General features: G+C 58.4%; 10 protein-coding genes. 2 read left to right on the forward strand and 8 right to left on the reverse strand.

The features are described 5' to 3' along the window. Window positions 1-95: 95 nt before the first annotated feature. The 8 genes from WJM78_RS12245 to WJM78_RS12280 all read right to left on the reverse strand — a co-directional run bounded on the left by WJM78_RS12245 (window position 96) and on the right by WJM78_RS12280 (window position 12,309). Window positions 96-320, reverse strand: coding sequence for a hypothetical protein (locus WJM78_RS12245; protein ID WP_139742731.1), 225 nt, complete (start codon window positions 318-320; stop codon window positions 96-98). After that, entirely contained in the window at window positions 317-2,266 is a 1,950-nt protein-coding gene (locus WJM78_RS12250) for a hypothetical protein (protein ID WP_339009547.1), read from the reverse strand. The genes WJM78_RS12245 and WJM78_RS12250 overlap by 4 nt, the downstream gene beginning before the upstream one ends. 12 nt (window positions 2,267-2,278) lie before the next feature. Next, complete coding sequence (locus WJM78_RS12255; RefSeq protein ID WP_339009549.1) at window positions 2,279-2,683, reverse strand: hypothetical protein; 405 nt, start codon at window positions 2,681-2,683, stop codon at window positions 2,279-2,281. Window positions 2,684-2,685: 2 nt separating this feature from the next. After that, window positions 2,686-3,489 (reverse strand): hypothetical protein, encoded by an 804-nt coding sequence (locus WJM78_RS12260; RefSeq protein ID WP_339009551.1) that lies wholly within the window; start codon window positions 3,487-3,489, stop codon window positions 2,686-2,688. Window positions 3,490-4,269: 780 nt separating this feature from the next. After that, window positions 4,270-5,475: a hypothetical protein gene (locus WJM78_RS12265; protein ID WP_339009553.1), complete on the reverse strand. Its 1,206-nt coding sequence runs from the start codon at window positions 5,473-5,475 to the stop codon at window positions 4,270-4,272. Between the two features lie 38 nt (window positions 5,476-5,513). Continuing rightward, window positions 5,514-9,107, reverse strand: a complete 3,594-nt coding sequence (locus WJM78_RS12270) for a curculin (mannose-binding) lectin protein (RefSeq protein WP_339009555.1) — start codon at window positions 9,105-9,107, stop codon at window positions 5,514-5,516. Then, window positions 9,104-9,472: a hypothetical protein gene (locus WJM78_RS12275; protein WP_339009556.1), complete on the reverse strand. Its 369-nt coding sequence runs from the start codon at window positions 9,470-9,472 to the stop codon at window positions 9,104-9,106. Before WJM78_RS12275 ends, WJM78_RS12270 begins: the two co-directional genes overlap by 4 nt. Then, window positions 9,469-12,309 carry a tape measure protein gene (locus WJM78_RS12280; protein ID WP_339009558.1) on the reverse strand — a complete coding sequence of 947 codons (2,841 nt, stop codon included), beginning with the start codon at window positions 12,307-12,309 and terminating at the stop codon, window positions 9,469-9,471. Before WJM78_RS12280 ends, WJM78_RS12275 begins: the two co-directional genes overlap by 4 nt. A gap of 146 nt (window positions 12,310-12,455) precedes the next feature. Here WJM78_RS12280 and WJM78_RS12285 point away from each other — a divergent pair, with 146 nt between their 5' ends. Further along, complete coding sequence (locus tag WJM78_RS12285) at window positions 12,456-13,145, forward strand: helix-hairpin-helix domain-containing protein (RefSeq protein WP_339009560.1); 690 nt, start codon at window positions 12,456-12,458, stop codon at window positions 13,143-13,145. Window positions 13,146-13,207: 62 nt separating this feature from the next. Then, a complete protein-coding gene (locus WJM78_RS12290) occupies window positions 13,208-14,053 on the forward strand; it encodes a hypothetical protein (RefSeq protein WP_339009562.1) in 846 nt (281 codons plus the stop codon). Window positions 14,054-14,145 lie beyond the last annotated feature (92 nt).

Consider the following 14,145-nt stretch of genomic DNA (forward strand, 5'->3'; position numbering starts at 1 on the left):
AGAGTTACGGGGAATATGAAAAGCTACCGGCCCAGTAGTTTATCAAACTTGGTGGCATCGGAAACGCTGAGTTTGATAAGCCGGTTAAACCGGCATTAAACCTCTATCTCATAGGTCGGTAAATCCGGCGCCTCTCCTGCCAGCTCCCCTCCCCTGTAAAATGCCTTCTTGCCGATGGCTACCCCGGTGCCCCGTACTGTGACCGTCCCACCCGCCAACGAACTGAGAGTGGTCGTCGTGGTACCTACTGCTGTCACGGTACCAACCAACAAGGGATCAGCGCCGGGCACCAGCTCCAGGAATCGCTTAAACAGGTTCATACAAATCGCTCCACACTCAGTTGCTGGCGTACCGTCATGGCCCGATTCTGCAGCGCAGCAGAGACCCTGACGCCCCGGTTATAGCCCTTCCAACCATCCACTGCGAGCAGTGCGCCCGGCAGGATCAGTCCGGTATCAGCAGACAACGGCAGCTCGATGGTCTGGGTACGCCTGGGCATGGTCTTGGCCAGCCCCACCACACCTTGGGCTCGGGCTGCCGTCACATCACATACCAATGGGTGGGTAATGGTCGGCGCTTGCTGTTCGCCAGCCGTCCCCTGGCGCACCACCCGCGCACTGATGCCCTGGTGGCCACCGCTGACCCAGATCCCGTTGGCGGCATGACCCGGCTGGAAGTCACTGCCCAGGGTGGTAATGATGGCGCGGGGGATCGCCACATCGGCCTGAGCAGTATCGAGCTGCCATGGCACAGTGGGATAACGTGGCTTGATGACCAGATGGCGGTTGCGCTGGTGTGGCAGCACAAAACCACCGGCCGCCTCGGCCAGATACTTGACCACCTCGATCGGGGTCTGGTTATCCAGGCTAAAGAACCCGGCAGGCACCAACCACTCAGCCGCTTGCCAATCCAACGTCCAACCAACAGGCAATACGGCCGCAGCCAGCTGGGCCATGGTCGCAGCAGCACGCTCACTCACCGCCTGCGCCAATACATGGGTCGGCGACAAGTAAGCGGTGCGAGAGCGTCCCGTCAGCGTTGCCGACTCGCGGCCAAAGCTCTGGCTAGATTGCCAACCATCGCACATGCAGTCCCATTGCTGACCGTTGATATGAATGCTGACCTCTTCCTCATCGGTCAACGCAGCCGCCGCGATACGGGGGATCTGGGCACTGAACTGCCACGCCCAGGAGTCGGTATCGAGCTCGATACTCACCGCAGTAGCTGGGATATCGAGTCCATCGCGTACCCGCACGATCTTAGCTGTATTGCTCACCAGATAAACCCTCCGGGTTGGAATGACGATTGCCGCATCACTGCCCTGCCAGACAAACTCCAGCTCTGCCGTGTCGCGCTTGCGCCCGAACGCCAAGCGCAGCACCCGCTTATCTGGGCGGATCGGTGGCTTGGGTGGTTCTGGCGGCGGCGTCTTGCCCTTGGGTGGCCACATGGCCTCGTCCCAGCCATCACGCCAGCCCTCTATCAGCGGCTTGCCGTGGTGCCAGGCTTGAGCGGCAACCCCTTTACCGATGGGGATACCCTCTTGCCACTGGTCAGCCTGCCAAAACTTGTCAAAGCGCGGCGGGTTGGTGAACCCGACCAGGCGCCAGCTGCCAACCGGCGCCGCCTCAACCCACAGGGACTGATTCGCCACATGGCCAGCGGCCAGGCTGTCATTGCCCTGACGGCTCTGCTGGCTGACCGGCAGCCCCTCGGCAAAGCGCTGTTGATTGGCCATGAACGTCTGGGGCATCTGCTCGCCCAACTCGGCCACCTGCTGCTGATGCGCGTCTGCCTGTTGCCACAGGTCGCGGCTGGTTGCCCGCTCGGTGCCTGCCTTCTGCCATTCGCTACTGAGTGCCTGGGATTGGCTATCCGCACGCGCCCAAGTATCCCCCATTGCACTGGCAGGGCCCCGGAATACGTTCTGGTCATACTCCCCGGCGATCATCGGCACCGGGGCGCGGGATGTGCTGGCCATGACGCACTCAATGACGAACGTGCCGACCAGTTCCCCCCGGCTATGGGTATGGCTGCTCAGCCGCCCCGGCAACACCACCGAACAGCCCAGCTGAGCACTGGTGCGATGCGGGGCGCCAGCCAATACCGATGCCAGCACCAGACCCGGTGACGCACTCAGGCTCGGCGGCAAGTTGGTACCGTTAAGGATACCGACCAGACGCACCACCTCAGACTGGTTCAGCTCCAGTCGGCCGTTGATGCTGCGAGCTTTACGCAGCGCTAGGCTGGCATCCTTTCTGGCCATATGGCCCCCCGGTTACGGTTCAGTGATGGTGGCGGTATTGATGCGGATCAGCGCACCGGCAAAAAACTCCGCTGCGGGCAGCTCCAGATCGGCGCCGCTGCCAGGCACCCCGACATCGAGATCCGCCACAAAGGCCCCATCCCGGTCGACAATGCGCCCCCAGGTGGGGGCGCCGCTGCCAGTGGCCATCTGCTCGGCCAGGGGTTTCAGGGTCAGCACCCCACCGCTGATCGTCTTGGCGCAAGGGTGGTTGAACGTGAGCACCACCAGAGCCAGCTGGTCGGTGATGGCCGCCCCTGGCGCCGGTTTGGTGCCGGTGTAGATGGTCAGCTTGGCACTGGCCCCGGTGCCCGTATCAATGGCCGTGGCCAATAACTGGACACGACTGGTGCGCAGCCCTTCGGCATAGGTGAGCATGGTTATGTCCTCTTGAGGGGAGCAATCATGGGGAACGGCGCAGGCGCCACGCCTCCGCCAGGCGGGTATGGTTTCGGCGCCTGATAGTCGGCGGCCACGGCGTTGTAGTCGGCGGGGCCATATGCCGGGTCGTCCTGAGCGACCACCATATAACGGCGATTCAGCCACAGCAGATCGAACCGATAGACCCCATCCGATGCGCGGCTGTAGGTCTCGCCAACCAGCTCGCCATCCTGGGTGAAGCAGAGCACCCGGCGCCGCACTCCCACCCCGCTGATGGTCACGGTGCTCTCGATATAGCCCTGCTCCACGTTGCGTACCCCATCGCGGATCCAGAAATAGTCCCGTCCCTTGCAGAGCGGGTACTGGGTCTGCTGTTGGATGTTGACCGGCCCCGCATACATCGGCGGGGTGCCGCGCCATGCCACATCTTGTGGCTGGAATTGGCTACGCGACTCTTGGTTGGCTGCAACGGCGGTGATGGTATGGCGATATACCAGATAGGTGTATTCGGGCAGTAACGGGGTGAACTCGGTGCCTATGGTGGCCAGCGTCTGCCCAGGCTGTAGCTCTACCCAGATCCGGCTCTTTGGTGGGGCAATAAACTGCGATGAACGCACCACCACCTTGGTCTGGTAGTAACCGAACACCTGGCCATTGATGGCCGCCAAGCCCAGATAGGGGGCATCGGTTGATCCCTCGGACGTTACTCCCCCCACCTTCAACTTGGCCACGCCATTGAGGTAAGCCAGCTGGGCAACCACGGCGCCAGCCGCATCAAACAGCACTCCCGTTTGGCCTGGCAAAATATTTCTAGCCCAGGCGTAGGATGGCGCCGAGCCAGAAGCAACCAGCCCAACCCCAGGTTGATGGGCAATAGCGGCACCAGCTGGCAATACCAAATCAGGCTGCAAGGCGGTGTACTGCTCCGCTGTCAGTGCTGAAAAGTCGCCATTAAATTGAGTTGGGCTTTGCTGGATAATCACCCGCACATGAGCAACACCAGTCCCTGTATACGTTGACTGGGCTCGGAGATTACTAAACCGCATCGCTGCAAATTTTTTCGGTTGGCAGGCAAAACTAAACGACTGGTTGCGGTTGCTCACCGGGTCAGTGGTAAAGACTAAAGCACTATCGGTAAAGCTCAAGGCGCCAAAGGTGAGAGGGTATGCCCCTGACTGAGCAGCCTTCGTCAAGCTGTCCAGGTTCTGGCCATACCAGATTCCATGGCGATAGGCTCCATCATAACGGGTGCGAATTGCTGCCAGTACCGCACCGGCATCATCCAGAAACTCCAAATCCATATCTGCATAATCTGGGTTCCAGTTTCCGTTGCTTATTTCCAACCTGAAAACGTAGTTTCTGAGTGCCAAGAAGATCGTCTTGGTAGGGAGCACTCCCGTATCCCCCCCAACACCAGAGCCGTAGATAAACTTGAAAATTCCTATATCTACAGTCTCGCCAAAATTGGCATCCCAATCAGGCCCGTCCGAACTTTCAACGTTGTAAAAAGGGATATTTCCCGATCCAGATTGGGATTGCACAACAACTAGGAAACCCCTACTCGGTAAGAAAGTTGCCATGACTTACCTCCAGGGGCCCGTAATGTCGAACCCAATCAGTGAGCGAGGATCTACGCTACGGACATTTATCTGATAAAGGCCACGGATAAACCGCACCCTCTTGCCTGGCAGCGCAGGCAAGTCACCAAAGTTTTTACGATGCCAAGCGCCTGTATCACCATATGGCACGATAAGGCCAGGCATATAACCGCGCAGATGGCTGCCGTTCTCCAGTACCATGCAGGGATCAGTTGATAAATAAAATCCATTATCAGGGCCATTTGGCTGAGCCAGGCCGCTACCAAAACGACCAAACATCCCTTTCAACCACCATGACGTGGCACCAAATAGCTGATGATATGGGCGAGCAATGGCTCGTTGTTCTGTATTATCAAAAGATGTTAGCGATGTACCCCAGTTATTAGGGTTAATAGCGTCTCGATTATCCCATCTAACCAATGGGTCAGCAGGGTTTGTCGTGGAGTAGTGACAAACTACGGCGTGATAGCGATCTCCTGGCCTGACTGTCCTGATATATCCAGCACAATAAACCGTTTGAAAACTGTAGTTGCCGATAGATGGTAACCAATAGAACAGCTGTTGATCACCGATAAGATCCCATGTCTTTGCTGTATAGCGTTGGGTCGCTGGCCAACGATGGTCATAGATAGTGGTAAAGGTGTTGATATCCACTACATCCTCTACCATGGTTATTTTTGCTAGGTAGTGGGTTGAACCATAAGTACCAGTCCAGCCATTGAACGCGCTGTTATCAATCCGAAACGATACATTCCCCGACTCGCTGACATTGGTGGGGCGCACGATAAAGATCTTACAGTCCCCGCTTTCGTGGGTGATCGTCCAGCCCAGCGGCGCCACCTTCATGGTCATGGCCGCGCCCGTTCCTGGTGCCCCAGGGTTGCCGCCATCAATCTCAAACCAGACCTGAGTGGCGGTTACCTGCAACACCCTATGCTCGCCGTTGTAGGCGGCAGGCGATGCCCCCTCGACCTGAACAACTGAGTCTTGCAGATAGGCATGCCCACCGGTAAAGGTCGCCACCGCCCACCCCTTGGCGACATCGAAAGCCAGCGCATTGATGGTCAGGGTGCCAAAGCCGGTGACCAGCACCGCCTTGAGTAGCGCCGCCAGGGCGCCCTCTGCGGTATCGCCCAGACTCGGTGCGCCCTGCATCTCGCTTGCAAACCATTTGACCTTGTATTCAGCCATCGCTTTTTCTCCACGGGTAAGGCGCAACGCCTCACCGGTTAACGGTTGACGTTGCCCCTGAGCTGGGCCTCGAAACGGTCGGTATCCACCGCTGCCACCGACTGCAAGATGGTGCGGATAAACCAGATCGGGTAATTGGCGGCGTAGGTGTTGAACCGCAGCACGTTGCCCGCAGCCCACCCGGCCCCCCAGCCACGCCGGTCAAGCCTGAAATAGGGCTGGCCGTTGTTGGGGTTGATGGGGGCAAAATCGGTATTCACATCCCCCACCGCGATTTGGCCCACATGCTCGCCGACCAAAATAAACGTGGTGGTGGTCTGGAAGATGATGGCCCAGCGCTCTTGCAGGGTCGCCCGGTTGGTCACCACGATCGGGAAGTCCGTGTCGTTGTATTCCGCCGTGCAGGGGTCGCCAATCAGAAAATCAGACCAGTTATTTGTCCAGGTGCGTTGGTCGAACAGCGCCCCATAGCGGGCCCACAGGTCACCGATGATCAAGGCGCTGGATACCAGGGTATCCGCCGCCTCATAGTTGTGACTGAGGGGCCGAGCCAGGGTGATGCGGCCAGAAATCTCCACATCGGTGGCCAGGCTCATATCCTCGATCCGGTGAACCACGGTCAGCGGCTCTACATAGCCGGTCAGATTCAGTGGGCTGGCCAAGGTCACCATCCCGCTGTTCATGTTGACGCTGTAGAGCTGCGGTGCCAGCTCCTTGCCGTTCTTGTCCTCCACCCGGCAATAGGCCAGCCGTTCGCGCCCGGTGTTGAGCTGCTGCCCGGCCTGCCCCCCCATAGGGAAGGCTCTGCGCTTGGTGGAATGCACCACTACGATGTAACCCTTGCGAATGAAGGGCACCCGACCATCGGATGGCAGGCGCACCGGATCCAGCTTGATGAGATCCGCATCAAGCGGCAGATAGCTATACACCACCGCATTAAACCGGATGGTGTCAGCCACCACCGACAGGGGGCGCCAGATCTTGCCATCGACCAGCCTATCCGGGTCGTACCAGGGTTTACCCTCGTTGCCCGCCGCCGTCACCAGGCGGCCAAAGCGCACCGATACCACCCCGGTCTGATAATCCACATTGCCGCTCACGTCAGTGCTGGTGATGGTGCCATCGCCGTTGGCGGTCACCTCGAACCGGCGCCCGTCTGCGGTGTTGCCGCTCAGGTAGAGGCTGGATGGCGCAATGGGCGCCCCCGGCGTCCTGAATGTCACCTCGTCCACCGTCTGCGCCACCAGGCTGGTGACCAGCGAACTCAGGGCAGGCACGGGCGCCGCGCCGGGGTTCCAGACCGTGACGGTCGCCTTGCCGGTGGCGTAATCCAGCGTCCCGGCCTGCTCACCGGCCCCGGTGGCGGGGTCGATGTTGCGATAAAGGATCCCTTGCCTGTCCACATAGAAAGACCCGCCCAGGGCAAAGCGCACTGAGTTGGCCAGGATTGCCTCGCCGTTGCGCGGGGTGATATCCAGCACCAGCGGGGTGGCTGTCACTGTGTCCTGGCCCGCTTGGCTTGCATTGTTGCTGCGGTACTCCACCTCGACCCAACCACTGTCGTCCACCGGGAACAGGTAAGCGGCCTGCACGTAGTAGATTTCCACCAGTGTCCAGCGCTGGCGGGCTATGGTGTTGCCCTGACTATCGGTGTAGGTGCCGATGGTGCGCCACTCATAGCGGGTTTTCGGAATGCCGCCCTGGCCATCCGGCGTGATGGTGATCTTGCCGGTGGTGTAGTTGACGCTACCCCGCTCCACCCCCGCCGCATCCAGCAGCTTGCCCGCGCCGTTGTCGCGCACACTGATGATCGGGTCGCTTGTAGCGATCACCAGTTCGGTGTCGTCCTTCACCTCCTCATATAGGGCATTCCAACGCAATGAGACCATACGGGGGGTCAGGTTCTGCTTGGCCAGCTGCAGGGTGATCGTCCCGTCCGGGTTGCGGGCCGGGTAGTCAAAGCGTTGGGTATCCGGGTCGCCGTACTGGTAAACAACCTGGTACTCCTGACCGCCATCGGGCAGGGTCGCCACCCGCAGGGCCAGATCGCCGGTCACATAATTGATGGTGCCGGTGGCATCGCCGGTCAACTGGCCCGCCCCGTTGTCGATGGCGGTTTTGGTCGCGCCACCGGCTTGCCAGGTCAGGGTCAGGCTGTTGGGGGTGATCCCCTCATGAGCCAGCTTATGGGTCAGCTGCACCGGATCCAGCACCATGCTGGCACGGTTGAGGTAAGAGACCTTGGTACCCCAGCTGAACATGATCGCGCTGTTCACATCCGGCAGGGCCCCCAGGGTCAGCACCACAGAGCCGGTGGTGAAGTTGAGCAGGCCAGAGCCGTAGGATTTATCCTGGCCAAACAGCTCCCCGCGCCCGTTGTCTTTCAGGTCGTACCATTTGCCCTGAGCCAGATAGCTGACGGTCAGCGAACCGGGGCAAGGGGTGGGCAGCAGGGTCGCGGTGTAGGCATAGCCCCGGTTGTTGGCGGCAATCTGGATCTGGGCCGTGTCAGCGATGCGCGATGGCATCACTGCCGCGCGAAAGCTCACGGTTTTGCTGGCCGCGCCGTAGTTCGGGCACTGGCTGTTGAAGGTCAGCAGGCCGCGCCCGTAGTCGATAGCCCCCACCACGGTACCAACCAGGAACAGCTCGCCGCCCTTGTCGGTGATCACTGCCGCGCCGATGGTGACCGATACGCTGCCAGGCATGGCACCAATCCCCAGGAACAGCCCCTGACTCGGGCTGACCGGTGAGGTGGTGGTGAAGGTATGGGGACTACCCACCCCGGATTCCAGCAGGGCGCCAAGCTCACCGGCAGCGGTCAGATCCACCACCGGGGTTTCACTGCGGGCACTGGGTACCAGCTGGGTAAAAATGGTCTTGGCCTGCACCCGCATTGCACCCAGCGCCGCATCCGCGACCAGCTTGGTGGTCGAAAAGTAGTTGGCGGCATCGGCCACCACGGTTTCCCGCAGGGTGGTCTTGGTGGTTGCCTGGTCATAGGGGCTGGGCTGCTCCCCTTCAAAGGTGTAGCGCAGTGGGTCAGTGATCACGCAGGTGACGACGTTGCGGGTGAACTCGCCCTGATAGCCAGATACCCCGAACTTGCGCAGCTCGGCGGTTACACGGTCAATCCGCACATACTGCTCAACCTCGTTCCCCTTCCCTTCGTTGCCGACCAGCACCAGCACCTCCCCGACCTCCGGCAACCGTACCTCAAGGCGTTGCAGGATGCGGATCGCCCGCTGCCCTTCCAGCTGGGTATCGTAAAGCACCCCCTGCCACTTCGGGCCTCGGGCCTGATAGCGCTCCAGGGTGTTGCGGGCGTTGCCTCTGGTATCGTTGTGATCTTTGGTGGTCATCAGCGTCAGGTTGACGCTGGGATCACTGGGCGGCAGCAGCACCATGGCGTTGGCGCCATAATAGGTGTCGGTGTCGTCCGTCTGCACCGCCAGAAACGCCTTGCGCATATTCACGGTGCCATAGGCCCGATCCATGTCGCTGACGTCAGGGAACAGGCTGTTATGGTTGCCGCTGATGATCTCGCGGCCAGTGATGCGACCACCGCCGTCATCGGTATCAACCAGGCGCTGGCTGGCCAACAGCACGATATCGCCAGATAGAATGGTCATGGGGTTACCTCAGTCAGATTCAGGGTCACGGCATAGGGGTCGCCCCCTTCCGGGTCGGCCATCTCGACCAGTGGCGTGGCCACTACGCCAGGGCGGCGCCACACCACGGTGCGGGCCATGCCATCGAGCAGGGTCAGCGTCATCAGCTTGGCCACCTGCGCCTCCAGCACCTTGAGCTCCTGCACCTTGGTGCGGGAGCAATGCCCGCTCAGGGTCAGCGGCCGCCCCTCGGGCTTGGCGGTCTCCTCCACCAACAGGGCGCCGCTCAGGGTCGGGGTCACCACCTGCTCGACCGGCGCCCACTCGAACTCGTCGCGCCAGACCAGATCATCTGGCAGCAGCACGCTGTTTAAGGTCACGTTCATTGGCGAAGTCCTTGCTGTTTAAGAAGTGAGATCAGGGCATTCGCATTGGCCTCATCGGCCTGCAGTTCGGCCGAACCCCCTGCCCCTTTGAGCTCGATGGTGATCCGCTCGGACAAGGGCTTGCGTGTCCCTGGATAGTTGGCATTGGGGGTGGGTGGCTCTACAGCTGGGACTGGTAACTGGGCGGCTTGATTGGTTTTGGCACTCTCTTTGGCCAACGCTTTGTTGAGCTCCTCTTTAAGGCGGGCCTGCATCGCCTCCATCTCTTTTTGGAATTTCTCGCCGTAATACTTGCTCCACTCGCTGTAGGCCGGAATGTCTTTGACCTTCTGGCTGTAGCGGGTCAGCTCCTCTTCCACGCCAGCAAGCGTGTTGGCCAGCCCCTCGGCATTGCCACGCAGACCGTTGAGATCCACGGTTTTGTAGTAGAAGGAACCGGCGTTCACGGTGCGAGTGATATCGCCTCGACCACCGCCCCCGCCGCTACTGATGAGGCTGGCATTCGTCTGCTTGGCTTCATCCTGTACCCCTTTAAGCCCTGCCCGCATCGCATCGGTGGCCCCTTTGGCCCGTGCGGCGGCCTCGTCAAAGCCATCGCCGATGGCCGCCACCGCCTTTTTGGCCTCCCCGCTGCCCCCTTTCACCTTGCTCATAGCGTCGCTTGCGATGGCCATGGAACGGGCCAGCGCATCCCCGGTGATCTTGCCCTGGGCGGCCAGTTGCTTCTGCCGCGCGATCACCGCATCGATCTCGGCGGTGGTCTTGGCGCTGTTATAGGCGGCAGCCAGCGCCTCCTCGATGGCGGCACTACTGGCACCCGTGTGCGCCACCAATACATCCAGGGCGCCGATGGTCTTCTGAAATCCCTCACCGATACGGCCATTGGCCTGCTCGAAATCAAGGCCGAGCACCTTAAACGCCTCAGCCAGTTTGGCTGGGCCATCAGCTGCGGTTTGCTTGGCCACCGCATTGATCTCGGCCAGATAATCACGGGTACTCTTGGCCTCATCACCCAGCGCTTTAACGGCTGCGGCGCCTTGTCGCCAGCGTCCAGTGGCCTCGTCGTAATGCACCTTGCCCTCGGCGACCAGGCGATCGAGATCCGCCATGCTGGTGATGGCGAAACCCAGCTCGGCTGACAGGGCGGCAAACTGACCATTGAGGCGGGCCTGCGTCTCGGAGCGCAGCCCTTGCGCCTCCCGGAGCGCCAGCTCAGCCTGCACCAGCTGGCGCAGGGCCGACGCGAACTGGGTGATCTGGATGATGGACTCGACCGCCACAGCGGCCAGCAGCCCCTTAACGGCGGCGCCCAGCACCCTGACCCCTATCGCAGCACCGGCTGCTGCTGTGCCCGCTGTCGTCATACCGCCTGCTGCTGTCGCTGTCGCCACAGGCATGGCAATAAACTGGGCGTAGAGGCTGCGCAGATCACCCATCCAACCCGTGATTTTCAGGCCTACCCAAGCTTGGGCCAGCACGGTCAGCGCGGTGCGCCACTCATAGAGGGTCTGGATCAGCGACTTGAGGGTTTCCCCCATGGAGATAAAGCCATCGGAGAGGCGCTTGGCCCATGCCTGCAGGCGGCCATCCCTGGCCATCACCTCAAATTCGGCATTAAGGTTGGCCAGCTGGTTTTTGAGCCAGGCCAGCGCCCCGTTCTCGGCCACCATCCGGTAAAACTTGGCGAGGTTGTCCTGGGCATTGGAGATAAGCCCGGAGAGCAGGCTCATGTTGTCGGCAGCGGCACCGCGCGATTGGGCAGCTATCTCGTTCATCAGGGCAGAGATGGTCTCGCGGCCCAGCTTGCCTGCCTCAGAGAGCTTCTGCAGCTCGGCGGTATTCTTGCCTGTCACCTGCTCCAGCATCTGCCAGACCGGCACGCCCCGCTCGATCAGCTGCAGGATCTCCTCCCCCTGCAGCTTCTGCTTGGCCCAAGCTTGGCCGAGCGCCAGGGAGATGCCCTGTACCTCTTCAAAACCGCCGCCCAATTTGAACGCCTGATCGACAATGCCCTGCATGGCCCCGGCCATGGGGTCGATGCCGAACGCCTTGAGTCGCACAAATACCTGGGTGACGTCACTGAGCTGCAGGGGGGTGCTCTTGGCAAAGTCCTGGATCCAGGCTGACGCCTCTTTGCCACCGGCAATCGACCCCATCACTGCCTTGAGCTGCACATTGAGGCGTTCGGCCTGATCGCCAGTCTGGAACATGGCCATCAGTTGGCTGGTGAGGGTCTGGATACCGAACCAGGTACCGGCCATGGCCACCAGGCGCCCGGTCAGGCTGCCGATAGCCCCTTGAAAACCACCGGCATGCTGCCCACCCTGGCTAAGCTCGCGGCCCAGCCGTTCGGTCTGGGCGACACTCTTAGTCAGCTCACGCTGCAGGCGCTGCTGTTCCTGGGCAAGGTTCCTGGTATCGAGCCCGGACTGCTTGAGCCCTGCATGCAGGCGGGTATGACTGGCGGACTGAGCGACCAGCTGGCGCTCCAGTTGCTTGACCTCGGAGGCCAGCAACCGCTCTTGTTCGGCCAGCGCCTTGGCGTCGCCACTGCCTGCTTGTTGCTCACGGCGCAACTGCTCCAGCTTGTCACGGCTGAGCACTGTGGCCAGTTCGAGCTGGGTCAGGGCGGCTTTGGAGTCATTGAACTGCTGGATCAGCGCCTGCTGGCGGCTTAACGATTCAAGGCTCTCGGCCAACTGTGCCGTTTCGGCGGCCGTCTTGTCAGAGAGTGGGCCCAACTCCTGCACCTCACTCGCCAAGGCGGCCAGGTCTTCCCGGCCAGTGACCTTGGCCGCCAGCTCCAGGGCTAGTTTGAGGGTGGTAGAGGTGGACATGGGGCATTCCGATCAGATTCAGATTGCCCCATTGTGGAGATATGGCAGAATTGGTGGGTTTATGGCGAGTTACAGATACCTATCACAGGAATACAGCAAACTTTTCATTAATCTATGCGATTTAAATTAATGTTTTGGAGAGTTCAATGAGTTGGCTTAAGCGCATTTTTTCTGGCTGGCGAGAGACGAGATCAGAATCAACACAACAGAAGCAGATAATCCATTTAGACGATCAGTCATATCATTCCAACAAAGACATCATCTCCGGAATGCAGTTCATCTCCACCCTGCAGCTCAGAACTCCTTTACAAGTGCTAAGGCACCACGGTGAAATTTTTGATGGCCCACCGAGCCAAACACCTCACTATGGATCGCAAGCAGACGGCATCTGGATCTTTCATACAAGTTCATTTCGTGAAATGGGCATAGCCATTGACGAACCCGAGCTCACTCATGCTTCTGACATTGGCCCAATTGAACCATCTCTATATATTCCGTTCTTGACCCTATTCAGAACCATAGTAGAGGGGAACTTGACTCATGAAGAAAAGCTGACTCAGTTATCCTCGCTTCCAAAACAATCCCCCCTATTTGAAGAGATATGGCACAAACTTTCTAATAATTATGAAGATTTCCCTGCATCGTTCTTCTATCTCCAGTTCACAATCCTTCCAGGTATTGGCAAGCAATCGGCAAAAAAACTTTACGAGTATGGATTTCGCTCCATTCCTGAGATAGTTAACGCAAGCATGTCGCAACTTACCGCAGTGCCTGGATTAGGAAAAGCTACTGCGACAAAGATCAAGGCATTTCAGCTTGATAGTATCGAGCAATAACGTCTGATGATTAAAATTGAAACAACTTGATAATGATACTTCATTGAGGTCTGAAAGCGTCCATGACAAGCATAAATTTTCATCCATTTTTACTGGATACCTGGCATTCCATACCAGGCATTCTTAACTCTGCTTTTATCAGTGCTTTTCTTTCTTCCTTAGCTGGTGCTGGGCTGGGGGTCTTGGGAGCCCAAAAGCTAGCTGAACGTGCAACAAGACGAAAAGAGTTACTCGATGCCTTGAGGCAGGCAAATGCCTTAACTGTCTTAGTCGCCACCATAACAAACCAAGCTATGAGGATTAAAAAACAACATATCGAACCACTATCCAAAAGCTATTTTGATGAAAGAAAAAGGGCTGAGCCTATAAACAAAGACTATGTTAATGGTAATAACAACATAAGTATTGAATTCACACTTGACATATTTCACATTCCGCCATTATCTACCAAAACTGACACCCTTAACAATTTAGCACACTCGACTCCGCTATTACCAGGCAAGGCACTAGCACTCATTTTTATGGTAGAGCAGGCCCTGATAGAAATGTCTCATTCAATTAAAACTCGCTCTGAACAAATCGAGCTATTTAAGAGCCAAGATATGACATCCATGACATCAATTCAAAACTATTTTGGTTTAATGCGAAGAGATGGATGCATTAATTTGCTTTACCATGACTCTATTGTCAACGTTAGGGATTATACAGATGATGTTATATTTTTCGCTGTGGAACTTGCGGAAGAACTTCAAGCACATGCAAATAACATACATAAAAAATTACTCAAACTAACTAAGGATGCAGGCAACGTAAATACTGTAGATTACTCTACTCCTCGACAATCAGGCCTCATTCCCTCCAAGAAAAATTACGAAGGATGGTTATCTGAATTCAAAAACCATGACTGAATCCAGCTAGCCTCTGACAGGGGAAACACCACACCATACATGGGATACCTATCTTGAATATTCGCTCCATAGCTCGTAGGTTCGATTAGCCG

Source organism: Aeromonas popoffii (genome assembly GCF_037818705.1).
GTDB lineage: Bacteria > Pseudomonadota > Gammaproteobacteria > Enterobacterales > Aeromonadaceae > Aeromonas > Aeromonas popoffii.

Bases quoted from the DNA above. Each gene is read 5' to 3' on its own strand.
- WJM78_RS12255 (WP_339009549.1), bottom strand. From the start codon at position 2,683: ATGCTCACCTATGCCGAAGGGCTGCGCACCAGTCGTGTCCAGTTATTG.
- WJM78_RS12275 (WP_339009556.1), bottom strand. From the start codon at position 9,472: ATGAACGTGACCTTAAACAGCGTGCTGCTGCCAGATGATCTGGTCTGG.
- WJM78_RS12250 (WP_339009547.1), bottom strand. From the start codon at position 2,266: ATGGCCAGAAAGGATGCCAGCCTAGCGCTGCGTAAAGCTCGCAGCATC.
- WJM78_RS12265 (WP_339009553.1), bottom strand. From the start codon at position 5,475: ATGGCTGAATACAAGGTCAAATGGTTTGCAAGCGAGATGCAGGGCGCA.
- WJM78_RS12285 (WP_339009560.1), top strand. From the start codon at position 12,456: ATGAGTTGGCTTAAGCGCATTTTTTCTGGCTGGCGAGAGACGAGATCA.
- WJM78_RS12245 (WP_139742731.1), bottom strand. From the start codon at position 320: ATGAACCTGTTTAAGCGATTCCTGGAGCTGGTGCCCGGCGCTGATCCC.
- WJM78_RS12270 (WP_339009555.1), bottom strand. From the start codon at position 9,107: ATGACCATTCTATCTGGCGATATCGTGCTGTTGGCCAGCCAGCGCCTG.
- WJM78_RS12290 (WP_339009562.1), top strand. From the start codon at position 13,208: ATGACAAGCATAAATTTTCATCCATTTTTACTGGATACCTGGCATTCC.
- WJM78_RS12280 (WP_339009558.1), bottom strand. From the start codon at position 12,309: ATGTCCACCTCTACCACCCTCAAACTAGCCCTGGAGCTGGCGGCCAAG.